The 26,138-nt window shown below is 55.0% G+C and carries 23 protein-coding genes; 17 read left to right on the forward strand and 6 right to left on the reverse strand.

Annotation, left to right across the window (positions count from 1 at the left end; all coding sequences use genetic code 11):
• Positions 1-82: 82 nt before the first annotated feature.
• From mmuM to NYE92_RS09285, 3 genes are all read right to left on the reverse strand, one after another.
• On the reverse strand, positions 83-1,018 hold the full coding sequence (mmuM, locus tag NYE92_RS09275) for a homocysteine S-methyltransferase (RefSeq protein WP_110015949.1): 936 nt from the start codon (positions 1,016-1,018) through the stop codon (positions 83-85).
• Entirely contained in the window at positions 1,008-2,414 is a 1,407-nt protein-coding gene (mmuP, locus tag NYE92_RS09280; protein ID WP_014605203.1) for an S-methylmethionine permease, read from the reverse strand. The genes mmuM and mmuP overlap by 11 nt, the downstream gene beginning before the upstream one ends.
• A 136-nt stretch (positions 2,415-2,550) precedes the next feature.
• Positions 2,551-2,886, reverse strand: coding sequence for a DUF2002 family protein (locus NYE92_RS09285; protein WP_014605202.1), 336 nt, complete (start codon positions 2,884-2,886; stop codon positions 2,551-2,553).
• A gap of 151 nt (positions 2,887-3,037) precedes the next feature.
• Between NYE92_RS09285 and NYE92_RS09290 the strand changes: the two genes are divergently transcribed.
• From NYE92_RS09290 to emrB, 12 genes are all read left to right on the forward strand, one after another.
• Positions 3,038-3,355 carry a DUF883 family protein gene (locus NYE92_RS09290; protein WP_014605201.1) on the forward strand — a complete coding sequence of 106 codons (318 nt, stop codon included), beginning with the start codon at positions 3,038-3,040 and terminating at the stop codon, positions 3,353-3,355.
• Between the two features lie 292 nt (positions 3,356-3,647).
• Positions 3,648-3,890, forward strand: coding sequence for a redoxin NrdH (locus NYE92_RS09295; RefSeq protein WP_014605200.1), 243 nt, complete (start codon positions 3,648-3,650; stop codon positions 3,888-3,890).
• Between the two features lie 4 nt (positions 3,891-3,894).
• On the forward strand, positions 3,895-4,308 hold the full coding sequence (nrdI, locus tag NYE92_RS09300) for a class Ib ribonucleoside-diphosphate reductase assembly flavoprotein NrdI (protein WP_013026862.1): 414 nt from the start codon (positions 3,895-3,897) through the stop codon (positions 4,306-4,308).
• On the forward strand, positions 4,278-6,416 hold the full coding sequence (gene nrdE, locus NYE92_RS09305; protein WP_116585197.1) for a class 1b ribonucleoside-diphosphate reductase subunit alpha: 2,139 nt from the start codon (positions 4,278-4,280) through the stop codon (positions 6,414-6,416). The genes nrdI and nrdE overlap by 31 nt, the downstream gene beginning before the upstream one ends.
• Before the next feature lie 9 nt (positions 6,417-6,425).
• The gene (gene nrdF / locus NYE92_RS09310; protein ID WP_014605198.1) at positions 6,426-7,385 is read left to right on the forward strand and encodes a class 1b ribonucleoside-diphosphate reductase subunit beta; all 960 of its coding nucleotides are present in this window, start codon (positions 6,426-6,428) and stop codon (positions 7,383-7,385) included.
• Between the two features lie 368 nt (positions 7,386-7,753).
• Positions 7,754-8,953 carry a glycine betaine/L-proline ABC transporter ATP-binding protein ProV gene (proV, locus tag NYE92_RS09315; protein ID WP_013026865.1) on the forward strand — a complete coding sequence of 400 codons (1,200 nt, stop codon included), beginning with the start codon at positions 7,754-7,756 and terminating at the stop codon, positions 8,951-8,953.
• On the forward strand, positions 8,946-10,097 hold the full coding sequence (proW, locus tag NYE92_RS09320; RefSeq protein WP_089517113.1) for a glycine betaine/L-proline ABC transporter permease ProW: 1,152 nt from the start codon (positions 8,946-8,948) through the stop codon (positions 10,095-10,097). The genes proV and proW overlap by 8 nt, the downstream gene beginning before the upstream one ends.
• A 59-nt stretch (positions 10,098-10,156) precedes the next feature.
• The gene (gene proX, locus NYE92_RS09325) at positions 10,157-11,155 is read left to right on the forward strand and encodes a glycine betaine/L-proline ABC transporter substrate-binding protein ProX (protein ID WP_013026867.1); all 999 of its coding nucleotides are present in this window, start codon (positions 10,157-10,159) and stop codon (positions 11,153-11,155) included.
• Positions 11,156-11,301: 146 nt separating this feature from the next.
• Positions 11,302-12,501, forward strand: a complete 1,200-nt coding sequence (locus NYE92_RS09330; protein WP_014605194.1) for an MFS transporter — start codon at positions 11,302-11,304, stop codon at positions 12,499-12,501.
• A 270-nt stretch (positions 12,502-12,771) separates the two neighbouring features.
• Positions 12,772-13,302 carry a transcriptional repressor MprA gene (mprA, locus tag NYE92_RS09335; protein ID WP_259018890.1) on the forward strand — a complete coding sequence of 177 codons (531 nt, stop codon included), beginning with the start codon at positions 12,772-12,774 and terminating at the stop codon, positions 13,300-13,302.
• A 148-nt stretch (positions 13,303-13,450) separates the two neighbouring features.
• Positions 13,451-14,623, forward strand: coding sequence for a multidrug efflux MFS transporter periplasmic adaptor subunit EmrA (emrA, locus tag NYE92_RS09340; protein ID WP_013026870.1), 1,173 nt, complete (start codon positions 13,451-13,453; stop codon positions 14,621-14,623).
• A gap of 16 nt (positions 14,624-14,639) precedes the next feature.
• Complete coding sequence (gene emrB, locus NYE92_RS09345; protein ID WP_013026871.1) at positions 14,640-16,175, forward strand: multidrug efflux MFS transporter permease subunit EmrB; 1,536 nt, start codon at positions 14,640-14,642, stop codon at positions 16,173-16,175.
• Between the two features lie 51 nt (positions 16,176-16,226).
• Here the strand turns inward: emrB and NYE92_RS09350 are convergent, their stop codons facing one another.
• Entirely contained in the window at positions 16,227-17,279 is a 1,053-nt protein-coding gene (locus tag NYE92_RS09350) for an NAD(P)-dependent alcohol dehydrogenase (protein WP_015699651.1), read from the reverse strand.
• A gap of 112 nt (positions 17,280-17,391) precedes the next feature.
• Between NYE92_RS09350 and NYE92_RS09355 the strand changes: the two genes are divergently transcribed.
• Entirely contained in the window at positions 17,392-17,799 is a 408-nt protein-coding gene (locus NYE92_RS09355; protein WP_014605192.1) for a helix-turn-helix domain-containing protein, read from the forward strand.
• Positions 17,800-17,882: 83 nt separating this feature from the next.
• On the opposite strand, the gene NYE92_RS09360 is transcribed toward NYE92_RS09355, so the two are convergent.
• Positions 17,883-19,001 carry a tRNA/rRNA methyltransferase gene (locus tag NYE92_RS09360; RefSeq protein ID WP_015699650.1) on the reverse strand — a complete coding sequence of 373 codons (1,119 nt, stop codon included), beginning with the start codon at positions 18,999-19,001 and terminating at the stop codon, positions 17,883-17,885.
• A gap of 159 nt (positions 19,002-19,160) precedes the next feature.
• On the opposite strand from NYE92_RS09360, the gene trxC reads away from it, so the two are divergent.
• The 4 genes from trxC to pssA all read left to right on the forward strand — a co-directional run bounded on the left by trxC (position 19,161) and on the right by pssA (position 24,582).
• Positions 19,161-19,580 (forward strand): thioredoxin TrxC, encoded by a 420-nt coding sequence (gene trxC, locus NYE92_RS09365; protein WP_013026875.1) that lies wholly within the window; start codon positions 19,161-19,163, stop codon positions 19,578-19,580.
• An 82-nt stretch (positions 19,581-19,662) separates the two neighbouring features.
• The gene (locus tag NYE92_RS09370) at positions 19,663-20,343 is read left to right on the forward strand and encodes a tRNA-uridine aminocarboxypropyltransferase (protein ID WP_013026876.1); all 681 of its coding nucleotides are present in this window, start codon (positions 19,663-19,665) and stop codon (positions 20,341-20,343) included.
• Between the two features lie 108 nt (positions 20,344-20,451).
• Positions 20,452-23,127: a bifunctional acetate--CoA ligase family protein/GNAT family N-acetyltransferase gene (locus tag NYE92_RS09375; RefSeq protein WP_041930880.1), complete on the forward strand. Its 2,676-nt coding sequence runs from the start codon at positions 20,452-20,454 to the stop codon at positions 23,125-23,127.
• 99 nt (positions 23,128-23,226) lie between these two features.
• Complete coding sequence (gene pssA, locus NYE92_RS09385) at positions 23,227-24,582, forward strand: CDP-diacylglycerol--serine O-phosphatidyltransferase (RefSeq protein WP_029569085.1); 1,356 nt, start codon at positions 23,227-23,229, stop codon at positions 24,580-24,582.
• A 44-nt stretch (positions 24,583-24,626) separates the two neighbouring features.
• Here the strand turns inward: pssA and NYE92_RS09390 are convergent, their stop codons facing one another.
• Positions 24,627-25,922, reverse strand: a complete 1,296-nt coding sequence (locus NYE92_RS09390) for an MFS family transporter (protein WP_029569086.1) — start codon at positions 25,920-25,922, stop codon at positions 24,627-24,629.
• Positions 25,923-26,138: the final 216 nt, after the last annotated feature.

A 26,138-nucleotide genomic window follows, 5' to 3' on the forward strand; every position in this document is an offset into this window, starting at 1 on the left:
AAAGTCAGGAAGCACAGTGTAAACCGCCCTTCCCACCTTTTCATCTGTCTCAATCGGGCTATCATCGCCCGATTCTGCCGCTTTATTGCGGTTGACAATGCCGGGCAATAGCCGCGATGTCTTTGGGGGAGGTGCGGCAGCAGCCGCCAATCAACCGGGCACCGGCCTGCTGCCACTCGCTAAACTTGTCATGCAAGGTGCAGCCAGAGGGCGCAGAGTGCCAGGTTTTGCTGCTGGCGTCGTACTGCTCGCCCGAGTTGGGATAGACCACCAGCGGTTTGTCCGTCAGGCGCTGGAGCTGCTGCAGGGCCGGCGTAACGCTTTCCAGCGCAATACAGTTGATTCCTAATGCCACCACCTGCGGTTGCGCATTGAGGTAAGCCGCCACCTCACGCAGCGGCGTACCGTCGCTGATGTGTTCGGCATCACGCAGCGTGAACGAGAACCAGGCGCGGCTGTCAGAGAATTCGCCTAACAGGGCAACCAGCGCCTGGGCTTCTGCAAAGGAGGGCAGCGTTTCGCAGGCCAGTACATCCACGCCCGCCGTCAGTAATGCGTTGATCCGTGGGCGATGGAACGCCATCATTTCAGTCTCTGGCAGCGCGTAATCCCCCCGGTATTCCGATCCATCGGCCAGAAACGCGCCGTAAGGTCCGACCGATCCCGCCACCAGCAGGATCTTTGCTTCGGCCTGCGTCGCCAGATAATCTGCGCGGGCACGTTTAGCCAGTTCGACGCTTTGCGCGATCAGCGCCAGAGACTGCGTTTCGTTGAGGCCCCGCGCCGCAAAGCCCTGCGGCGTTGCCTGATAGCTGGCAGTAATGGCGCAGCGCGCGCCGGCAGCAAAATAGTCGTAGTGCACCTGGTAAATCAGCTCAGGGTTCTCCACCAGCACTTTAGCGGACCATAACGCATCCGCCAGATCGCAACCACGTGCCTCAAGCTCGGTCGCCAGCGCGCCGTCAAGAATTAGCGGTGCAGACTGTTGTAATGCGCGCGAAACAGGATTATGCGACATCCCTGGCCTCCTTAGCCTGTGTTTTTTTGTGCGTGACATGGTAAGCGCCATAGCAAAACAGCACAAACGGAATTCCGCACCACAGGGCAATACGCTGCGAGGGATCGAAAGCCAGCCCCACACAGGCCAGCAGGCAAAGCAGGAAGCCCAGGATGGGAGTGAGCGGATACAGCGGCGCGCGATAAACCAGTTCCTGCAGCGATTTACCCTGTTGCACATGACGACGACGAAAAACGTAGTGCGACGCGCAGATGCTCAACCACACGGCCACCACGGCAAAGCCAGAGATAGCAGACAGCGCCACAAATACGGTATCCGGCGCGACCACGCTGGAGAACAGCGCCAACAGGCCGCCGATCATACTGACCGTTATCGCCAGCAGCGGTACCCCGCGTTTGTTGACCCGGGCGAAAGCGCGCGGCAGCGTGTTCTCATTGGCCAGCGACCACAGCATGCGGCCTGAGGCATACAGACCCGAGTTCGCCGCAGACAGGATGGCCGTGAGTATCACAAAGTTAATGATATCTGCCGCCCAGGGAATGCCGATCTTCTCAAATACCAGCACAAAGGGACTTTTAACGATGCCGGCCTGGTCCATTGGAATTAAGGCGGCCAGCACGAAAACGGTGCCGACAAAGAACAGGATCAGGCGCGCGACGGTAGTGCGAATGGCCAGCGGCACGACTTTTTGCGGGTTTTCGGTTTCGCCTGCGGCAATGCCAATTAGCTCGGTGCCGGAAAAGGCAAAGTTCACCGCGACCATCGTCATCAGAATCGGTAATACACCATTAGGTAGCCAGCCGTGTGCGGTGATATTGCTCAAACCCGGCGCGGGTGTGCCGTCTTTCATCGGGATAAAGCCAAACATGGCAGCGCCGCCCAGGACGATAAAGGCGACAATCGTGATGACTTTGATGATGGAAAACCAGAATTCCCCTTCGGCAAAGAAACGGGTGGAAATCACGTTGAGCAGATAGATGGCGATGCAGAAGACCAGGCACCATAGCCAGACCGGCACGTGTGGAAACCAGTACTGCATGCAGAACCCTGCCGCCGTCAGGCTGGAGCCCAACGCGACGGTCCAGGTCAGCCAGTACAGCCAGGCGACGGTATAGCCCGTGGCCGGGCTCAGATAGCGAGCGGCATAGACGTGAAATGCCCCCGTTTCAGGCATGGCGACCGACAGCTCACCCAGGCAGGCCATCACAAGCCATACCACCAGCGCACCAATCAGATAAGCCAGCAGCGTGCCTGCGGCCCCGGTGGTGGAAATAATGTAGCCGGTATTAAAAAACAGGCCGGTCCCGATGACGCCGCCCAGCGATAGCATCACCAGGTGGCGAACTTTCATGGTTCGCTTAAATTGATCCTGCGAAGAAGTCGTCTGCTCGCTCATATATCCCATCCGTATGGACGTCTAAACATCTATATGCAGCAGATTTATACGCATTACGGCGCCGAAATGCAACGGGCGAAACGGTCAGGCATCGACGGGAAGGGATCGTTGCCCCGCGTTAACGGGGCGGGATGCGCTAGCCGAACACGCTCTGTATATAGCGTTCAAGCGCCATGCGGGAACTGAAACCGTGTGGAATACCATAATGTTCCTGCGAATCACCCGCCAGGTAGAGAGGGAACTGCGTGTAGTGATCACAGGTTTTCATTTCTGACGCCGGTTCGGCAAAAGGCTGACTTTTTTCTTTCAACGTTGGGTGAATGATCAGCGCCGTGCGCCCCATACGCGCTTCGCGGTTAACATAAACATAGTTGTCGCCACGACGGTAGCCATAAGCGCGTGGTGTAATCTCATCGACTTCAAAGCCTACTTTTTCCAGTACGCGCGCTACCTCATCTGGTCGTAAATACATGCTTGATCCTCTCCTCTTCAAAAGCCACGCAACCTTACATCAGCGTGGCTGCACGGGCATTCGGAATTTTCCCTAAAGGGCCATCCCGCGCCTCGTTAAGCCAAACGTGGTCTACACTGAGTATTACGTGTTAATGACAAGGGAGCCAAAAATGTTTAATCGAACGCAAAAAAACGATGACATTGATATCAATCAGGATGTGAACGAGCTGGCTGATTCACTTGAAGCGTTGCTGAAATCTTACGGCAGCGAAGCGAAGGATGAGGTTAATTCTGCCCGCAGCCAGGCGGAAGCGCTGCTGAAGCAAACCCGTGCGAAATTAAACGGTGGCGGCAATCGTGTTTCGCAGGCCGCCCGCGACGCCGGCTATCAGGTTGATGCCTATGTGCATGATAAACCCTGGTACGGTGTCGGCATCGGCGCTGCGGTCGGGATTGTGCTGGGCGCGCTGTTAGTGTCCCGCCGCTAGTCCCTGCCCTGCCGTTATCATCAGCCTCGCTCAATGAGCGGGGCTTTTTTTATGCCTGTTTTTTGCGCAACTGGCTTTACAAAATATTTTTTCGCGTGGCAGGGCGCGTCGCCACTGGCTTGCCGCATCCGGGGCCATTAACCCCATATATAGTACGCTTGACCGCAATTAACGCTACATCTAGTATTCATTTCATTGTCACACCACAAGATGTTTGCAAGGACGAAGCCTGATTCATGGAAAAAAACTTCGTTATCCGCAGCGGCACCGCAATGAAAGAGGAATACGAATCATGCGCATTATTATTTACACTAAAAACAACTGTGTCCAGTGTAATGCCACGAAAAATGCACTGGATCGTCAGGGCATCGACTACCACCTCATCAACCTGGATACGCAACCGGAGGCCATCGATAACCTCAAGGCCTTGGGTTACCGCCAGGTACCGGTCGTCATGACGCGTGACGATCACTGGAGTGGGTTCCGCCCTGACAAGATAGCTGGCCTGTCTCAGTCCGTGGCGATGGGCGGATAGCCGCATGTTTCCACTGGTCTATTTTTCCAGCCAGTCGGAAAACACCCATCGGTTTATTCTCCGTCTGGGCCTGCCCGCGTGCCGCATACCGATTGACGCGAAGCAACAGCTGCACATTGACCAGCCCTATATTCTGGTCGTGCCCAGCTATGGCGGCGGCAGCCACCGCGGTGCGGTGCCCAGACAGGTTATTCAGTTTCTCAATGATGACGCCAACCGCAACGGCTTACGCGGCGTTATCGCCGCCGGTAACCGTAATTTTGGCGAAGGTTACTGCCTGGCTGGCGACATCATTGCTAAGAAATGTCAGGTTCCCTACCTGTATCGGTTTGAACTGATGGGAACCCCCGACGATATCGCCAATGTGAAAGCGGGAGTAACCCAATTTTGGCAACGACAGATACCCTCAACGACGTAGCGCTGGATTACCATGCGCTGAACGCCATGCTGAACCTGTATGACGCTGACGGCCGTATCCAGTTTGATAAGGATCAGCAGGCCGCACGTCAGTTTGTTATTCAGCACGTGCAGCCCAACACCCAGCACTTTGCCAGCATCGCCGATCGCCTGCGCTATCTGGTCGCCGAAGGCTACTACGAAGCTTCCGTACTCAATCAGTATGATTTTAACTTTGTCTGCGGACTGCACGACGAAGCCGATGCATGGGGCTTTGCGTTCAAGACCTTTTTGGGTGCGTGGAAGTACTACACCAGCTACACCCTGAAAAGTTTTGATGGCAAGCGTTACCTGGAAACCTTCGAGCAGCGTGCCTGTATGGTGGCGCTGACGCTGGCGCAGGGCGATGAAACCCTGGCGCGCTCGGTGCTGGAAGCCATCCTGAGTGGGCGTTTTCAGCCCGCCACGCCGACGTTTCTGAACAGCGGCAAGCAACAGCGCGGCGAACTGGTTTCCTGCTTCCTGCTGCGCATTGAAGACAACATGGAGTCGATTGGCCGGGCCGTGAACTCTGCGCTCCAGCTGTCTAAACGCGGCGGCGGCGTGGCGTTTCTGCTGTCGAACCTGCGTGAGTCCGGCGCGCCGATCAAGCGCATTGAAAACCAGTCTTCCGGCGTTATTCCGGTGATGAAAATGCTGGAGGATGCGTTTTCTTATGCTAACCAGCTCGGCGCGCGTCAGGGAGCCGGCGCAGTCTGGCTGAATGCTCACCATCCGGATATTTTGCGCTTCCTGGATACCAAGCGCGAAAACGCCGATGAAAAAATCCGCATTAAAACGCTGTCGCTGGGCGTGGTCATTCCGGATATCACCTTCCAGCTTGCCAAAGAGAATCAGCCGATGGCGCTGTTCTCGCCCTACGATGTTGAAAGAATCTACGGTCAGGCGTTTGGCGATATCAGCATCAGCGAGAAATACGCGGAGATGCTGGCGGACGACAGAATCCGTAAAACCTATATTCAGCCGCGCGATTTCTTTCAGACGCTGGCGGAAATCCAGTTTGAATCAGGCTATCCCTACATCATGTATGAGGACAGCGTAAACCGGGATAACCCGATTGCCGGTCGCATCAATATGAGCAACCTCTGCTCAGAGATTTTGCAGGTGAACAGCGCCAGCGAATTCAACGAGGATCTCAGCTACCGCCGCATGGGCAAAGATATCTCCTGTAACCTTGGCTCGCTGAATATTGCCCATGCGATGGATTCTGGCGATCTGGCCCACACGGTAGAAACGGCAATTCGGGCGCTGACTGCGGTGTCAGATATGAGTGACATTGGCTCGGTTCCCTCCGTTGCGGAAGGCAATCGCCGCTCGCATGCTATCGGTCTGGGTCAGATGAACCTGCATGGTTACCTGGCCCGTGAAGGCATTGCTTACGGATCACCCGAGGCGCTGGATTTCACCAATCTCTATTTCTACTGCGTGACTTATTATGCACTGCGTGCCTCGAATCAGCTGGCAAAAGAGCGCCAGCAGACTTTCGACGGTTTTAGCGCCTCAACCTATGCCACCGGCGCGTATTTTGACAAATATCTGCAAAGCGACTGGCAGCCGCGAACCGCCCGCATCGCCGCCCTGTTTGCCGATGCGGGCATCAGCTTGCCCTGTCACAACGACTGGCTGGCACTGCGTGAATCGGTGATGGCCTCGGGGCTGTATAATCAAAACCTGCAGGCGATACCGCCTACCGGATCGATCTCCTATATCAACCACGCCACGTCCAGTATTCATCCGATTGTGTCGCGAATAGAGATCCGCAAAGAGGGCAAAACCGGTCGCGTTTACTATCCGGCCCCCTTCATGACCAACGACAATCTGGAACTCTATCAGGACGCTTACCAGATTGGGCCGGAAGCCATTATTGATACCTACGCAGAGGCGACCCGACATGTGGATCAGGGCCTGTCATTAACCCTGTTTTTCCGGGATGACGTGACCACGCGCGACATTAATAAAGCGCAGATTTACGCCTGGAAGAAAGGGATTAAAACGCTTTACTACATTCGACTGCGCCAGATGGCCCTGCAAGGCACTGAAATTCAGGGCTGCGTCTCCTGCGCACTGTGAGAACCCATTATGCAACTCAGACAAATTCAAGCCATTAACTGGAACCGTATTCAGGATGAGAAAGATCTTGAAGTCTGGAACCGTCTGACCAGCAACTTCTGGTTGCCGGAAAAAGTCCCTTTGTCCAACGATCTGCCGGCCTGGCAGACGCTGGATAAACAGCATCAGCAGTTGACCATCCGCGTATTCACCGGCCTGACGCTGCTGGACACCATCCAGAACGTGCTGGGTGCGCCAGGATTAATGCCCGATGCGCTGACGCCGCATGAGGAGGCCGTCTTGTCGAATATCAGCTTTATGGAGGCGGTACATGCCCGCTCATACAGCTCGATTTTTTCGACGTTGTGTCATACCAGCGATGTGGATGCCGCTTATCAGTGGAGCGAAGAGAATCAGGCGCTGCAAAATAAAGCCGAGATCATTCTTACTCATTACCGCGCTGACGATCCGTTAAAGAAAAAAATCGCCAGCGTCTTTCTGGAGTCGTTCCTGTTCTATTCAGGATTCTGGCTGCCGATGTACTGGTCAAGCCGTGGCAAACTGACCAATACCGCCGATCTGATTCGGCTCATCATCCGCGATGAGGCCGTTCACGGCTACTATATTGGCTACAAGTACCAAAAAGCCCTTGAGCAGGTTGATGAAGGCCGCCGCGAAGCATTGCAGCAGTTCGCCATCGATCTGCTGCTGGCGCTGTATGAAAACGAGGTTGTTTATACAGAAGCGCTCTATGGCGATGTCGGCTGGGCGGAAGAAGTAAAAACCTTCCTACACTACAACGCCAACAAGGCCTTGATGAATCTTGGCTATGAAGCGCTGTTCCCGGCAGAATTAACTCAGGTTAACCCGGCAATTCTGTCGGCGTTATCCCCAAACGCGGATGAAAATCACGACTTCTTTTCGGGTTCGGGCTCCTCATACGTGATGGGCAAAGCGGTCGAAACGGAAGACGAAGACTGGAGTTTCTAAGGTTGTCTGTGCCGTCATAACAGGTCACAGGCGGTCATGATTACTGGCGCTGATTAATAAGCTGTTATTTCCCTTAAATCAGCGTCATTATTTCTCATTCATTCCCTCCCTACCGCTCGTCATTCTGCCAATATCTCAGCGCTGCACGGTCTAATTACTGTCGTTTTTTAAAATAAATCATAAAAAATTCATCTCCCCGCATCCCTTGTGATGACTGGAAATTATCGCGATAAGACGTGATTTCCAGCCATGAATATTTTACACCAGGGTTGACAGATAATCTGAGTATGTCAGGTTATAGCCTGCTTAAATTGAACCAGGGTACGTCATTTTACATTAAAATAATTTAATCAGGGCATTAATTACGGATGACAATAAAATTAGAAGTAAAAAATCTTTATAAGGTATTTGGTGATAATCCACAGAGGGCATTTAAATATATTGATAAGGGTTGTGGTAAAGAGGAAATCCTCGAAAAAACAGGCTTATCGCTCGGTGTCAAAAATGCCAGTCTGGCCATTGAAGAAGGCGAGATCTTCGTCATCATGGGGTTATCCGGTTCAGGGAAATCCACCATGGTTCGCCTTCTCAATCGTCTGATAGAGCCGACGCGCGGCCAGGTGATTATTGACGGTGTCGATATTGCAAAAATATCGGACAGCGAACTGCGTGAGGTTCGCCGAAATAAGATCAGCATGGTATTTCAGTCATTCGCCTTAATGCCGCATCTTGACGTTGTAAATAATGCCGCTTTTGGCATGGAATTAGCCGGCATCCCCTTAGCAGAACGTCAGGAAAAAGCCCTTGAGGCATTACGTCAGGTTGGGCTGGAAAATTACGCCCACGCCTATCCTGATGAGCTATCAGGCGGCATGCGTCAGCGTGTAGGTCTGGCACGCGCTTTAGCCATTAATCCCGATATTTTATTAATGGATGAAGCCTTTTCTGCACTCGATCCCTTAATTCGTACCGAAATGCAGGATGAACTGGTGAAATTACAGGCCAGACATCAGCGCACTATCGTGTTTATTTCACACGACCTGGACGAAGCCATGCGCATTGGCGATCGTATTGCCATTATGCAAAATGGTGAAGTCATTCAGGTCGGCTCACCCGATGAAATCCTGAATAATCCCGCCAATGATTATGTCCGCACGTTCTTCCGCGGCGTCGATATCAGTCACGTCTTTAGCGCTAACGATATTGCACGCCGAAATGCTGGCGCGCTCATTCGCAAAGCGACCGGATTAGGCCCGCGCTCGGCCATACAACTGCTGCAGGAAGAAGATCGTGATTACGGCTACGTGCTGGAGAAACAGAAATTCATCGGCGTAGTGTCAACCGACTCTCTCAAGGCGGCCCTGGCGGCAGGGCAAGGGCTGGAAAGCGCCCTGCTCGACGCGCCATCGGCGGTTCCTGCCACGACCTCGTTAAACGAACTGCTCTCACACGTGGCGCAGGCTCCCTGTGCCGTTCCGGTGGTGGGAGAAGAAAATCAATACGTCGGTGTGATATCGAAAAGCACGCTGCTACGTGCTTTAGATCGTGAAGGAGCCAGCAATGAGTAAAGACACAGCAACCCCATGGGATAACCCGGCACCGACGGATACCCAGAGCAGCCAAAGTAGCGATCCCTGGTCGGGTGCCGCAGATCAGAGCAGTGCCGCCGACAGCGGCCATCATGCCGCCACCGGCGGTGCAGATGCGTGGGGCACGCCAGATGGCAGTGCCGCGACAAGCTCCAGCAGCAGCACAGACTGGTTGAACAACGCGCCTGCACCCCAGGCGGACCATTTCACTATTATGGATCCGTTCCATAAAACCTGGATTCCTCTGGATCACTGGGTCACCGAAGGGATCGACTGGGTCGTGAATCATTTCCGTCCGGTCTTTCAAAGCATTCGCGTACCGGTGGATTATATCCTCAGCGCGTTTCAACAGCTGCTGCTGGGCATGCCCGCGCCGGTGGCTATCGCGCTGTTTGCGTTAATCGCCTGGCAAATCGCCAGTCCGGCAATGGGCATTGCCACGCTGATTTCACTGATCGCCATTGGCGCCATTGGTGCCTGGTCGCAGGCGATGATTACGCTGGCGCTGGTGCTCACCGCCCTGCTGTTTTGCATCATCATTGGCCTGCCTATGGGCATCTGGCTGGCGCGCAGTGAACGTGCGGCACGTATTGTGCGTCCGCTGCTGGACGCCATGCAGACCACACCGGCCTTCGTTTACCTGGTGCCGATTGTCATGCTGTTTGGTATCGGGAATGTCCCGGGCGTCGTCGTCACCATCATTTTTGCCCTGCCGCCCATTGTCAGGCTGACCATCCTGGGAATTAAACAGGTTCCTGCCGACCTGATCGAAGCCAGTGAGTCCTTTGGCGCCAGTCCGCGCCAGCTGCTGTTTAAGGTTCAGCTGCCGCTGGCCATGCCCACCATCATGGCGGGTGTGAATCAGACGCTGATGCTCGCCCTGTCGATGGTGGTGATTGCCTCCATGATTGCCGTGGGTGGACTGGGCCAGATGGTGCTGCGCGGCATTGGTCGTCTGGACATGGGCCTGGCCTCCGTGGGCGGCGTCGGCATCGTGATTCTGGCCATTATCCTTGACCGCCTGACGCAGTCGGTGGCGCGTGACAAACGCAGCCGTGGCCGTCGCCACTGGTATCACACCGGCCCCATTGGCCTGCTGACGCGTCCTTTCCGTCAATCCTGAATATTGAGCGCGGCAGTCAGCTGCCGCCGTTATCGCGACAATAAAAACGAGGAATAATCATGCGCAAGACGCTTCCTGCTGCCGTTGCCATTCTGGCCACTTTCTCTGCTTCTCACGCTTTCGCGGCCGATCTGCCGGGTAAAGGCATCACGGTGAAACCGGTACAAAGTACGATTGCCGAAGAGACTTTTCAGACGCTGCTCGTGAGCCGGGGCCTGGAGAAGCTGGGCTATACCGTTGAGAAACCGAGCGAAGTGGATTACAACGTCGCCTATACCACCATCGCCTCGGGTGATGCGACCTTCCTGGCAACCAACTGGCGGCCACTGCATGACGATATGTATAAAGCCGCAGGCGGGAGCCAGGCGTTTTATCGCGAGGGAACCTATGTTTCCGGCGCGGCTCAGGGCTATCTCATCGATAAAAAAACGGCTGAAAAGTATCACATCACCAATATCGCCCAGTTGAAAGATCCCAAGATTGCCAGGCTTTTCGACAGCAATGGCGATGGCAAAGCGGATATGACCGGCTGTACGCCTGGCTGGGGCTGCGAGGCGGTCATTAACCACCAAAACACAGCTTATGGCCTGAGCAACACCGTCACCGCCAACATGGGCAACTATTCGGCGATGATCGCGGATACTCTGGCGCGCTTTAAACAGGGAAAACCTGTCCTTTACTACACCTGGACGCCTTACTGGCTGAGTGATGTGCTTAAACCAGGCCGCGACGTGGTCTGGCTGCAGGTGCCATTCTCTTCATTGCCGGGCGAACAGAAAGGCGTGGATACCAAACTGGCTAACGGCGCGAACTATGGCTTCCCGGTCAACACGATGCACATAGTGGCCAACAAAGCCTGGGCGGAAAAAAATCCCGCCGCCGCGAAACTGTTTGCTGAGATGACACTGCCGATTGGTGATATCAATGCGGAAAATGCCGCCATGCACGCAGGGCAAAATTCTGAAGAGGATATCAATCGCCACGTAGACGGTTGGATCAAGGGCCATCAGGCCCAGTTTGATAAGTGGATTAACGACGCGCGCGCCGCGACTCAATAAGGCTCGGCAGGCAGACGAAGGGCGGACACCTGTCTGCCCTTTTTCCGTTATGACTGATTAACAGGCGCATGACATAAACATAGCTCTCAAATAATTTTTTAGGTTATTATTAACGCCACTTTATTAATATTTACCTCTGCCTCCCTATGACAACATCTCGCCCTGGTTTAACGTCTGCACTGGTGGGACTGATGTCCGTTGCCACTGGCCTCTGTGTTGCCAGCAATTATTATATTCAGCCACTGCTTCATACCATTGCCCAACACTTTGACCTGTCGGTGGCGCTCGCGGGGTTCATTGTGACCAGCGCACAGCTTGGCTATGCCTGTGGGCTGCTGTTGCTGGTCCCGCTTGGCGATATGCTGGAACGGCGCGACCTGATAGTGGGCATGATGGTGCTGGCGGCGGCGGGCATGGTGATCATTGCTCTCTCCTCCTCATTTCCCTTTCTGCTGTTAGGCACGGTGATCACCGGACTCTTTTCGGTGGCGGCCCAGATTCTGGTGCCGCTGGCCGCGACGCTGGCAGAGCCGGAAAAGCGGGGCAACGTTACCGGCACGGTCATGAGCGGCTTGCTGCTGGGCATCCTGCTGGCGCGAACCGTTGCGGGCGGCCTGGCGCAGTTAGGTGGCTGGCAAACCGTATACTGGGTCGCCAGCGTATTTATGCTGCTGATGGCGATTGCGCTGTGGCGCACGCTGCCGCGCATCACACCTTCTGTTTCATTGAATTATCCGCAATTGCTGATTTCCCTATTTCGGCTATATGCCGCCGATCCTGTGCTGCGCACCCGTTCCGTTACCGGCTGTCTTACCTTTGCGAATTTCAGCATCCTGTGGACATCAATGGCATTTCTGCTCTCTGCCACGCCTTACGGTTTCTCGGAAGGAGAAATCGGGTTACTGGGACTGGTCGGCGCCGCCGGGGCACTGGCAGCCAGGAAAGCTGGCTCGCTGGCGGACAGAGGTCATGCCAAACTCACCACCAGCGCAGGCTTGCTGCTGATGTTGCTGTCCTGGGCGGCCATTGCCTGGGGCGCGCAGCAGCTTGTGGCGCTGATTGTCGGCATCTTAGTGCTGGATCTGGCGGTTCAGGCCGTGCACATCACCAATCAAAGCGTGATATACGCACGCCAGCCTGAGGCACGAAACCGACTGAATGCCGGTTATATGACCAGCTACTTTATTGGCGGTGCGCTAGGCTCATTGCTGTCGGCCAATGCCTACCATTTCGCGGGCTGGTATGGCGTCTGCGCGGCCGGTGCGACACTGACTTGCCTGAATTTACTGATCTGGTGGCGGAATCATCGCCAGGAACAAACGAATAGCCAGAATAGTGTGATTTAGCCTGTTCAGCGGAGTGTGAGTTTGCTATCGTTGGCCCAAAGTTATTCACGCCAGTTATTTTTTCTTTTGCAATCATTTGATGTCGTACCGTTTTACTGTACGACCAACGCGTATGAAATCGATGCGCAAAACCTTTACCCTGGGGTCAAGGACAGATCTTGAACTACCACAGTGCGACAGCCTGAGGATGACCTGTTAAGGCCAGAAGACTCAGCAATGACGCTGCCACCGTGGTGATTATAAAAGTTGAAATTAGTGAGGTTTTTTCTGATGGAAAGTTCGTTTACGCCCATTGAGCAAATGTTAAATATCCGTGCCAATCGTCACATGGATTTCCCCTTCCAGGAAATTCTCCTGACGCGCCTTTGCATGCATATGCAGGGTAAATTGCTGGACAATCGCAACAAAATGCTTAAAGAACAGGGCATTAATGAAACCCTGTTTATGGCGTTACTGACGCTGGATGCGCAGGAAGACCAGAGCATTCAGCCTTCTGAGCTGAGCACCGCCCTGGGTTCCTCACGGACTAATGCCACGCGCATTGCCGATGAGCTGGAAAAACGGGGCTGGATTGAACGTCGTGAAAGCGCGCAGGATCGCCGCTGCCTGCATCTGCATCTGACCGACAAAGGTAATGCATTTCTGCAGCAGGTGCTGCCGCCTCAACATCAGAGCCTGCAATACCTGTGGTCTTCACTGACCGGTGATGAGAAGTCACAGTTGGAAAACATCACCCGCAAGCTGCTTACCCGTCTGGATAAGATGGAAGAAGATAAACTAACTGCTTCCCTGTCGCGGTAATAGCAAGATCTGCGACACAATCACCTGACGAAATCGTTATTTTAACCCTCTTTTATCCGGCCAGCGCTTAGTCGCTGGCTTTTTTGGCTCGGGCGATGGTGAAAACGGAGTTTAACCCGCCGATTAAGTGGAAAACGTGGAGAAATAAATGAGTGCATCAGAGGCGCAAAGCCCGCATCAGCCAGTAAATAACAAGAAGAAAAAGCGCAAAGGCGCGCTGCTATTACTGGCGCTGGTCGTCGTACTGCTTGGCATTGCGTGGGGCGTTTACTGGTACCTGGTGCTACGCCACTATCAGGAAACGGACGATGCTTACGTTGCCGGTAACCAGGTGCAGGTGATGGCCCAGGTCTCAGGCAGCGTCAATAAAGTCTGGTTTGATGATACCGATTTTGTCAAAAAAGGGGATGTGCTGGTATCGCTGGATAAAACCGACGCACAGCAGGCGTTTGAAAAAGCCCAGACCGGGCTGGCGACCAGCGTGCGCCAGGTACATCAGGAGATGATCAACGCGAAACAGTATCAGGCCACCATTGCGCTCCGTCAGACCGCGTTAGATCAGGCGCAGGCCGACCTGAAACGCCGCGAGCCGCTGGGCGCCTCTAACCTGATTGGGCGTGAAGAGCTGCAACATGCACGCGATGCCGTGGCTTCAGCGAAAGCGGAGCTGGATGTGGCGGTTCAGCAGTATAACGCGAACCAGGCGATGATCCTGAATACCTCTCTGGAAAACCAGCCTGCCGTGAAGCAGAGTGCGGCACAGCTGCGTGATGCCTGGCTGGCACTTCAACGTACTGACATTCGCAGCCCAATGGATGGCTATGTCTCGCGCCGCAGCGTGCAGGTTGGCTCGCAAATCAATACCAGTACGCCGCTGATGGCGGTGGTGCCTGCAACCGACTTGTGGGTAGACGCTAACTTCAAAGAGACCCAACTGGCTGGCGTGCGTATCGGCCAACCGGCAACCGTTGTGGCGGACATCTACGGTGACGATGTGGTTTACCACGGTAAAGTTGTCGGTCTGGACATGGGAACCGGAAGCGCGTTCTCCCTGCTGCCGGCGCAAAACGCCACCGGTAACTGGATCAAAGTGGTTCAACGTCTGCCGGTCCGTATTGAGTTGAATCAGGACGAAGTGGCTAAACATCCTCTGCGTATCGGGCTGTCAACATTGGTAGAAATTGATACCGATAATAAAGACGGCAGCGCACTGGCTACCAGCGTTCGTCAGCAGGCTGCCTACAGCAGCAACGCCCTGGCCATTGACCTTGCACCGGTTGATAAGCTGATTACCGATATCGTCCACGCGAACGCCGGATGATCACCCGGAGGCTGTAATGGCACAAGCACCGCTTAAAGGGATGCCGCTGGTCTTAATGACCATTGCGCTCTCCCTGGCGACGTTCATGCAGGTTCTGGATTCCACCATTGCGAACGTTGCTATACCGACCATTGCGGGTAACCTGGGGGCCTCAAACTCCCAGGGGACCTGGGTCATCACGTCTTTCGGGGTGGCAAACGCCATCTCGATTCCGATAACGGGTTGGCTGGCCAAACGCATCGGTGAAGTCAAACTCTTTACCTGGTCGACCATCCTGTTTGCGCTGGCTTCCTGGGCCTGCGGCATGTCCGAAAGCCTGGAAATGCTGATTTTCTTCAGGATAATTCAGGGGATCGTTGCAGGTCCGTTGATCCCGCTGTCGCAAAGCCTGCTGCTGAATAATTATCCGCCTGCAAAACGCAGTATCGCCCTGTCACTCTGGGCGATGACGGTGATTGTGGCCCCCATATGTGGCCCCATTCTCGGCGGCTGGATCAGTGATAACTATCACTGGGGCTGGATCTTCTTTATCAACGTGCCGATTGGTGTTGTGGTCATCATGCTCACGCTGCAAACCCTGCGTGGTCGTGAAACCGCTACCCAGATCCGCCCCATTGATACCGTTGGCCTGGTGCTGCTGGTGGTCGGGGTTGGCTCGTTGCAGGTGATGCTGGATCGCGGTAAAGAGCTGGACTGGTTTAGCTCAACAGAAATTATTGTGCTGACGATTGTCGCGGTGCTGGCGCTGGTGATGCTGTTGATTTGGGAGCTGACAGACGATCACCCGATAGTCGATCTGTCGCTGTTTAAATCGCGCAACTTCACCATAGGCTGCTTATCCATTAGCCTTGCCTACATGCTCTATTTTGGGTCGATCGTTCTCTTGCCGCAGTTGCTGCAGGAGGTCTACGGTTATACCGCGACCTGGGCAGGGCTGGCCTCAGCGCCGGTCGGGATTATCCCGGTTATCCTGTCGCCCATCATTGGTCGGTTCTCCCATAAGCTTGATATGCGGAAACTGGTCACCTTCAGTTTCATCATGTATGCCATTTGTTTCTACTGGCGCGCTTACACGTTTGAACCGGGCATGGACTTTGGCGCGTCGGCCTGGCCACAGTTTATTCAGGGCTTCGCGGTCGCCTGCTTCTTTATGCCACTTACCACAATTACGCTGTCGGGTTTGACACCCGACCGGATGGCGGCGGCATCCAGTTTGTCGAACTTCGTGCGTACGCTGGCGGGTTCGATAGGGACGTCGATCACCACCACGATGTGGACGGATCGTGAGGCAATGCACCACAGTAATCTCAGCGAATCGGTGACGCCTTATAACGTTAATGCGCAGCAGATGTACAGTCAGCTTGAGGGGATGGGCATGACGCATCAGCAGGCCTCAGCGTACATCGCTCAGCAGATCACCAATCAGGGATTGATCATTTCCGCCAACGAGATTTTTTGGGCGTCGGCGGGCGTCTTTCTGGTGCTGTTGGTGCTGATCTGGTTTGCCCGTCCGCCCTTTACCGCCGGTGGCGGTGGTGGTGGCGCGCACTAGACGAACGCGATTGGGTTCTGGCGTGGAAGTCACGCCCGCCAGAACCCGTTTTTACGCCCAGCGCGTCGCTTTCATATCCATCACGAACCGGTATTTCACGTCACCTTTTAGCATTCGCGTAAAGGCTTCTTCGACCTGCTCTCCACGAATCATCTCAATGTCTGCGGTGATGTTGTTGTCGCCGCAGAAATCCAGCATCTCCTGGGTTTCTTTAATGCTGCCGATGGACGAGCCGCTGATGCTTAAACGACGGAACACCATTGGCGTCACGTTCGGTGAAGCGTGCGGACTGTCGGGAATGCCCACCAGCACCAGGCGGCCATTGGTTTTGAGCGTCGCCAGATAAGGGTCAAGATCGTGCGGGGCCGCCACGCAGTCAACGATAAGATCCAGCGCGTTCTGGCTGGCCTGCATAGCCTGAGCATCGCGTGATACCACCACATGACGGGCACCGAGACGGCGGGCATCCGCGGCTTTGTCAGCCGACGTGGTGAAAAGCGTCACCTCAGCTCCCAGCGCACTCGCCAGCTTCACCGCCATGTGGCCTAACCCACCCAGGCCAATCACGCCAACCTTATCGCCCGTTTTCACGTTAAAATGGCGCAGCGGTGACCAGACAGTGACGCCCGCGCACAGCAACGGCGCAACACCGGCCAACGGCAGGTGCTGTGGCACCGAAACCACGAAGTCCTGATCGACCACCACGTGCTCAGCATAGCCGCCTCGGGTAGATTCACCGGTGTATTTATCCGTACCGTTATAGGTCGCAGTGAAACCGGCTTCACAATATTGTTCTTCCTGCTGCTGACAGAAATGACAGGTGCGGCAGGAATCCACCATCACGCCCACGCCAACAATATCACCCGGCGTAAATCGGGTGGCAGCGCTACCGGTTTCGCTCACCCGTCCAACGATTTCGTGTCCTGGCACCAGGGGATAATGGCTTACCGCCCATTCGTTGCGTGCCATATGCAAATCTGAGTGGCAAACGCCACAGTAAAGGATTTCTATCCGGACATCCTGCGGTTGAAGCGGACGCAGCGCGATCTGGCCGGCGGTAAGGGGCTGGGTCGCATCGTGCGCGATCAGTGCATTAATTTTCATGGTGCCTCTCATAGTGACTGGCTTTTGATAACGGAGGGCGGCAAACTCTACTTAAATAGTGCCATTATTGATAGTAGTTACCATTTGGTGACCATAAAGGAGGGAGAAGACGATGCCTGCCTGGGTAGAGGGTAAACTGGTTTTTTATGTGGATTCACCGCCGCGCCGACTCATGGATCTTTTTTCTGCCAAGTGGAATCCGATGGTGCTGCATGCGCTGTATCACTGGCCGGGAGGCCGCGCACGCACGGGCGAGTTGCAGCGAAGTTTGCAGGGGATATCAAAAAAGATGTTGTTTCAGACGCTGAAGGAGCTGGAGCAGCGCGGATTGATCACCCGCCATGTTTACGACGTGATCCCACCCAAAGTCGACTATGCGTTAACGGCGCTGGGCCAGACCTTCGCGGAACCGGTAGAGCAGCTGTATCAATGGGGGCTGGATAATCAACGGGCGCTTGATGAGATGGACGAACATGTTGATCAGGCTACATCCGACTCCGGGGATGGTAAGGCGGGGTAACGGGCTGGCGGAGCATCTTTCACGCCCCGCCGGGAACGCTGAACCTGTATGGCACGTTTCACGGCACCATACATCAGCTAACATCAGGCGTTCTGACGCCACCATTCGGCCAGCAGAACGCCGGTAGCGACGGAGACGTTCAGACTTTCCACGTTGCCGGTGCCGCCAATCGACACGCTCATATCGCCCTGCTGGAACGTGCTGTCAGACAAGCCTTCACGCTCCTGACCCAGCACCAGTACCATTTTGGCCGGTAGCACCGCGTCAGACAGGGATGTGCCCTGATGGCTCGAGGTCGTCACGATGGTGTAACCCGCTTTGCGGAAGGCTTCGAGGCCTTCATTAAAGGTTGCGCCGCTGATAGCCTGAACGTGTTCAGCGCCGCCTTCCGCCGTGCGAACCGCTGCACCGGATTCCAGTAGCGAGGCATCGTTAACCAGCAGACCTTTCACACCAAAGTGCGCGCAGCTGCGCATGATCGCGCCAAGGTTATGGGGATTGCTGACATCTTCAAGCGCCAGTACACAGTCTTTGCTTTCGGCCTTGTTAAGCCATTCTGCTACGTCCATGCCCATGCGTTTCTTGATCAGGAAGCAGACGCCGCCGTGGTGTTCAGTACCGGAAGCTTTGGTGATCTCTGCGTCATCGACCACGTGGTAGGCTTTGCGGTTAGCCGCCAGCCAGCGCAGCGCATCGCGAAAACGTGGCGTCACGCTTTGCACAAACCAGGCGCGAACGATGCATTCAGGACGGCTCTGGAACAGCGCCTGACAGGCGTTTTCACCGTAAACGCGGGTTTCTTCCAGACGCTGGCGACGAATCTGCTCAACGTCAACCACGCCTTTACCGCTAATCCCTGGGTTTTCCGGTTTGTTGTCTTCCACGACCGGCGCGCGGGAGACGGTGCGCCATGGGGAATCACTGCTGCCGTAAGCATCACGATTGTCGCTGCCGCGATCGTTGCGGCGCGGTGCGCTGTCACTGCGGCGTGGCGCGCTATCGCTGCGACGGCCTGTACCGCGACCGCCTTCTTCACTACGCTCAGTGCGCGGGCCGGATGAACGACGATTGTCTTCACGGCGAGCAGCAGGACGGCCACCTTTGCCTGTACGAGGATTCGGCGCGCGCGCGCTTTGCTCATCTTCGCCACGCACATACATGACTTTGACCTTACCACTTTTGCCTTTAAATTCGTCGTTCATTTCTTCCTCCTGCATTGAGAGCGCGAAGATTACCTGATGTGACTGCGCTTAGCTATCAACTATTGTACCTATAGAGCAATCCACATTGAGACGATCTTACCACCCTTTCATAATGGACAATATTGAGCAAAGTGCTCTAGTTCATTATCAGAGGTTTATATGAATACGGTATGCACGTCTTGTCAGGCAACCAATCGCGTTCCCGAAGAACGGCTTGCCGATGGTGCCAAATGTGGTCGTTGCGGCGAAAGCCTGTTTTCTGGCGAGGTCATCAACGCCACCGCCGCCACGCTGGACAGCTATCTGCAGGACGATCTGCCGGTTGTGGTGGACTTTTGGGCGCCATGGTGCGGCCCCTGCGTTAATTTTGCCCCGGTGTTTAAAGACGTCGCACAGGAGCGCAGCGGCAAGGTGCGCTTCATTAAAGTGAATACGGAGGCCGAGCCGGCGCTGAGCAGTCGCTTCCGCATTCGCAGCATTCCCACCATTATGGTCTTTAAGAAAGGTGAGATGGTGGACATGCTAAACGGTGCCATGCCGAAAGCGCCCTTCAACGAGTGGCTCGACGAATCCCTGTAAGCGCAAAAGGCCAGCCAGTGCTGGCCTTTTCCCTTTGTCCGACGCTTCGATTACACTACGCTTTTTCTTGTCCTGAATAATCATGTCTGAAAATGCCGTTTTGCGTTTACGTGCCCAACGTCTGGCCCGCGCCACACGTCCCTTTCTGGCACGTGGAAACCGTGTGCTTCGTTGCCAGGGATGTCTGTTGCCGGAAAAACACTGTCTGTGCGCCAGCATTCGTGTGCAGTCTGCCCGCAGTCGCTTTTGTCTGGTGATGTTTGATACCGAACCGATGAAGCCAAGTAATACGGGCCGGTTGATCGCCGACGTCTTGCCAGATACCCAGGCCTTTGGCTGGTCACGCACCGAGCCCGATCCTTTACTGCTGCAGGCCGTGGCCAGTGAGGCTTATCAGCCACTGGTGGTTTTCCCTGCATCTTACGCCGATGAAGGTCGCAAGATTGTGCATTCGCCGCCGCTGTCAGGTAAACCGCCGCTGTTTATCATGCTGGATGGTACCTGGAATGAAGCCCGCAAGATGTTTCGTAAAAGCCCCTGGCTTGATCGCTTTCCGGTGATCTCGCTTAATGTCACGGCACCGTCCCGCTACAGGCTGCGCGAAGCGCATGGCGAAGGTCAGCATTGCACCGCAGAGATTGCCGCGGCGCTGCTGCACCAGGCCGGCGACCGTGAGGCTGGCGAGGCATTAACCCTGCACTTTGAGCAGTTCCGTCAGGCCTATCTTGCCGGTAAGCCGCATCATCCCGGCCAGGAGAGGTAACACTCGCTCTGACAGGCCGATTGTCATTATTCAGGCTGGGATCTGCCCGACGGTAAAAAAGCCCAAAAGCGTTTACACTCCCCTAAATGCCGACGAATGGAGAAGGTGATGAGTCAACGTGGACTGGAAGCGCTGTTAAGACCAAAATCAATTGCGGTAATCGGCGCCTCGGTCAAGCCGGGACGGGCAGGCTATTTTATGATGCGTAATCTGCTGGCGGGCGGCTTTAGCGGCCCGGTGTTGCCGGTGACGCCAAAATATAAAGCCGTTAGCGGCGTGCTGGCCTGGCCTGATATTCACAGTTTGCCCTTCGCCCCCGACCTGGCGGTGATCTGTACCCATCACAAAAGAAATCTGGGGCTGTTACAACAGCTCGGCGAGAAAGGCTGTAAAGCCTGCATCATCCTCTCCGCCCCCGCCAGTCAGCTCGCCGAGTTAAAAGCCTGCGCCAGCCGCTGGCAGATCCGATTGTTAGGCCCAAACAGTCTGGGATTGCTGGCCCCGTGGCAGGGGCTTAACGCCAGCTTTTCTCCTGTTCCCATCGCCAAAGGCCGTATTGCGTTCATATCGCAGTCATCAGCCGTCTCCAACACCATTCTTGACTGGGCGCAGCAACGTAACCTGGGGTTTTCATGGTTTATCGCCTTAGGCGACAGCCTGGATACCGACGTGGACGATCTGCTGGATTTTCTGGCCCGTGACGGCAAAACCAGCGCGATTCTGCTTTATCTTGAACACCTTAGCGATGCCCGACGGTTTGTCTCGGCCTCCCGTAGCGCATCCCGTAACAAACCTATTTTGATTATCAAAAGCGGCCGCAGTCGCCAGGCACAGGCGCTGCTTGGTACGCACAGCGGTCTCGATGCCGCCTGGGATGCGGCGATCCAGCGTGCGGGCTTGTTACGGGTGCAGGATACGCACGAGCTGTTCACCGCAGTTGAGTCCCTGAGCCATATGCGTCCACCACGCGGGCACCGGCTGATGATTATCAGCAATGGCGCGGCTCCCGCCGCGCTGGCGTTAGATGAACTCTATGCCCGCAACGGTAAGCTCGCCACGCTGGGCGAGCAAACGATAGAGCAGCTTAGTGCCGTTCTGCCGGAGGGCGTCGGGCACGGCAATCCGGTCGATTTAAAGGACGATGCAACGCCGGAACGCTATCTGGCCTGCCTGGCCGTCCTGCTCGACAGCCATGATTTAGATGCCCTGATGATTATTCATGCCCCCAGCGCTGTTGCCCCGGCGACCGAAACCGCAGAGAAAATCATTCAGCTTATTCATCAGCATCCGCGCGGAAAACAGCTCACGCTGTTGACCAACTGGTGCGGCGAATTCTCCTCTCAGGCAGCGCGCCGTGCTTTTACTCAGGCCGGCATTCCCACCTGGCGAACGCCGGAGGGCACCGTCACCGCCTTTATGCATCAGGTTGAATACCGGCGTAACCAGAAATTGTTGCGGGAAACCCCCGCCCTGCCGGTAAACCTGACCCAGGACAGCGCTCAGGCCCACCAGTTGCTGTCTCAGGCGCTGGATAAGGGCATCCTGTCGCTGGATACGCACGAAGTGCAGCCCGTTCTTAAAGCTTACGGCCTCGCGACGTTACCCACCTGGATAGCAAAAGACAGTGAGGACGCCGTCACGATTGCTGAACAAACCGGCTATCCGGTCGCGCTGAAGCTCCGTTCGCCCGATGTGGCGCATAAGTCCGAAGTGCAGGGCGTCATGCTCTACCTGCGTAACGCCGCCGAAGTTAAACGCGCGGCGGACGCGATTATTGACCGGGTCAGGCAGACGCTGCCGCACGCGCGTATTGAAGGACTGGTGGTGCAGAGCATGGCGAACCGGGCTGGTGCCCAGGAGCTGCGGATTGTGGTGGAGCAGGATGCGCTGTTTGGCCCCATCATCATGCTGGGTGAAGGCGGCGTAGAGTGGCAGGCAGAGAAACAGGCGGCGGTTGCTTTGCCGCCGCTGAATATGACCCTGGCGCGCTATCTGGTGATCCAGGCAATAAAAAGCGGCAAGGTCCGCAGCCGAAGTGCCTTGATTCCGCTTGATGTAGCTGGCCTGAGCCAACTGCTGGTGCAGGTCTCTAACCTGGTGGTAGATTGCCCGGAAATACAACGGCTGGATATTCATCCACTGCTGGCGGCAGGTAGCGATTTCACCTTACTGGACGTTACGCTGACGCTTGCGCCTTTTGACGGTGATAACGAAACGCGTCTGGCCATCCGCCCCTATCCTCAGCACCTGGAAGAACAGGTCGAGTTGAAGGACGGTCAGCACTGCTTATTCCGCCCTATCCTGCCGGAAGATGAACCGCTGCTGCGTGACTTTATCAGCCAGGTGACGAAAGAAGATCTCTACTACCGCTACTTTAGCGAAATTAATGAATTCACCCATGACGATTTGGCCAATATGACGCAGATTGACTACGACCGGGAGATGGCGATTGTCGCCGTTCGGCAGCATCAGGGGCAGCCGGAGATCATCGGTGTGACCCGCGCGATTTCGGATGCCGACAACGTTGATGCCGAGTTTTCGGTACTGGTGCGCTCCGATCTTAAAGGGCTGGGGATGGGAAGACGTTTACTGGAAAAAATGATCCGTTACACCCGCGCGCATGGCCTGCAACAACTGAACGGCATTACCATGCCCGGCAACCGCGGCATGGTGACGCTGGCGAAAAAACTCAACTTTGACGTGGATGTCCAAATGGACGATGGCATCGTCAGTCTTAAGCTTTTGTTACAGGATAATGTCAGTTTGCCGTGTAGAGAAAAGTAAAAATCGCCCAGTTCGTCGTGGTTGATGTTATTATTTAGCGTTATGACCCTGATTTGGTGGCAAAAGGCCATACAATGAACCGAGAAGAAGTGCACTGTGATGTTGTCTAAATTTAAACGCAATAAACACCAACAACACCTCGCACAGCTGCCTAAACTGTCACAATCTGTTGCGGATGTGTCGACGCTTTATTCGCCCGCCGAATTTCGTGAGACGCTTTTGGAAAAGATTGCGTCAGCGCAATCGCGCATTTGTATCGTCGCACTCTATCTGGAAAATGACGATGCGGGCCGCGCCGTCATGAATGCACTGTATGCTGCGAAACTCGCTCGCCCACAGCTCGACATCAGTATTTTAGTCGACTGGCACCGTGCCCAACGTGGCCGCATTGGTGCTGCACGAGGCGTGACCAATGCCGACTGGTATTGTGAGATGGCCCAACAGCATCCCGACCACGTCATTCCTGTCTACGGCATTCCGGTTAATACTCGCGAGGCACTCGGGGTACTGCATCTGAAAGGCTTCATCATTGATGATACGCTGCTCTACAGCGGGGCCAGCCTGAATGACGTTTACCTGCATCAGCACGATAAATATCGCTACGATCGCTACCAGCTCATTCGTAATCCCGCGCTGGCCGACACCATGTTTGAATGGATCAACCACCATTTAAAAGACGCCGAGGCCGTCAATCGCCTGGACTATGCTGAGCGTCCTTCCAGTCCGGAAATTAAAAATGAAACGCGTCAGTTTCGTCAGGACCTGCGCGGGTTCAACTATCAGTTTGAAGGCAACGCCGGCAACGATGAACTCACCGTGACGCCACTGGTCGGCCTGGGCAAGCGTAGCCTGCTGAACAAGACCATTTTCCATTTGATGCCCTGCGCTGAAAAGAAGCTCACCATCTGTACGCCCTATTTCAACCTGCCTGCGCTGCTGGTGCGCAATATCATTGGCCTGCTACGTCAGGGGCGTGACGTTGAGATCATCGTGGGTGATAAAACAGCGAATGACTTCTATATCGCACCCGATCAGCCATTTAAGATCATCGGTGCACTGCCCTACCTCTACGAAATTAACCTGCGTCGCTTTTTAAGCCGGCTGCAGTACTACGTTAGCAACGGGCAGCTGACCGTACGTTTATGGAAAGACGGTGAAAACAGCTATCACCTGAAAGGAATGTGGGTTGACGATGAGTGGCAGCTCATTACAGGCAACAATCTTAATCCCCGCGCCTGGCGGCTGGATCTCGAGAATGCGGTACTGATCCACGACCCGCATCAGCAGTTGGCCGAACAACGACAGCATGAGCTGATGCTGATCCGTCAAAATACCACGGTCGTTGGACACTTTCGCGAGCTGGAGAGCATCGCTGACTACCCGGCGAAAGTGCGTAAGCTGATTCGCCGTCTACGCCGTATTCGTATTGACCGCCTCATCAGCCGCATACTGTAAACCCTCAGAATGCCGCAGCCTGCCTGCGGCACTCCTTTCCTCTGCTACAGCTTAATTCCTTTCCCATGCCGGTGGAGCAGCAGCGAAACCAGAAACGCCAGCGCGCCCATCGCAGACACGTACCAGAAGAAGGTGGTCTCCATCCCTCTGTGCTTCATCAGTAACGCCACGTACTCTGCAGACCCACCGAAGATCGCATTCGCCACCGCATAAGACAGCCCGACGCCCAGGGCTCGCACCTGCGGCGGAAACATCTCAGCTTTCAGAATCCCACTGATCGAGGTGTAAAAGCTGGTAATAAGCAGTGCCAGCATAATCAGAACAAATGCCATGCCTGGACTCTGTACGTTTTGCAGCAGGGTGAGGATGGGCACGGTACAGATTGCTGCACCGGCACCGAAAATCATCATGGACGTGCGTCGGCCTATCTTATCCGACAAACCGCCAATAACGGGCTGCAGCAGCATATAGACGAAGAGCACACCGGTCATCAATGCACTGGCGGTTTTCGCATCCATGCCTGATGTATTTACCAGATACTTTTGCATGTAGGTTGTAAAGGTGTAAAAGCTCAACGAACCGCCCGCCGTAAAGCCCAGCACCATCAGGAAGGGTTTGGTGTGATTACGTAACAGGCCAATGACGCTACCGGCATCCCGATGCTCACGGCTCTGTTTATCGGACGTTTCGTCCAGAGAGCGGCGCAGCCATAACGCCACCACGGCCAGCGCAGCGCCTAAAAAGAACGGGATGCGCCAGCCCCATGTGCGTAGCTCCTGGTCGGTTAAGATGAACTGCAGCACCACCACCGTCAGCACAGCGGCTAACTGCCCACCAATTAAGGTGACGTATTGAAAGGAGGCATAAAAGCCTTTGCGCCCTTCCAGGGCCACTTCGCTCATATAGGTTGCACTTGTGCCGTACTCCCCGCCCACCGACAGCCCCTGGAACATACGAGCCAGTAACAGCAGGGCTGGCGCGGCTATCCCAATGCTGTTGTAACCCGGCAGACAGGCGATGACCAGCGATCCGAAACACATCATACAGACAGAAATCAGCATGGATTTTTTTCGCCCGTGGCGGTCACCAATATAGCCAAATAACCATCCGCCAATCGGCCTCATTAAAAAGCCTGCGGCAAACACGCCTGCCGTCTGGAGTAACTGGGTTGTCGTATCCCCTTGCGGAAAGAAGATATGGGCAAAGTAGAGTGAGAAAAACGAGTACACATAAAAGTCGAACCATTCGACGAGATTACCTGAGGATGCACCTACGATGGCCCAGATACGTTTTTTTCTGTCGAGCAACTGCGATTGTGGATTTTTGATCACATCTGACATGCTATGCCTCGGCTCCATGCTGATAAGCAGCGTTAAAGCGTTGAGTAAAGCATGGACGGGAATAAAACGGAAAGAGGTGTTGGTTCTGGATGACAAAATGTGACTTATGTTGTTAATTTGCTGTAACAACTGAAAGTGTCAGACCTCCGCGCCAGCCCGCTACGGATATCAAAAACGACCGACCTTTCTCTACAACATGTGTACGAGCAGTGCAGA

The organism is Pantoea sp. B566, assembly GCF_024793925.1.
Lineage (GTDB): Bacteria > Pseudomonadota > Gammaproteobacteria > Enterobacterales > Enterobacteriaceae > Pantoea > Pantoea ananatis.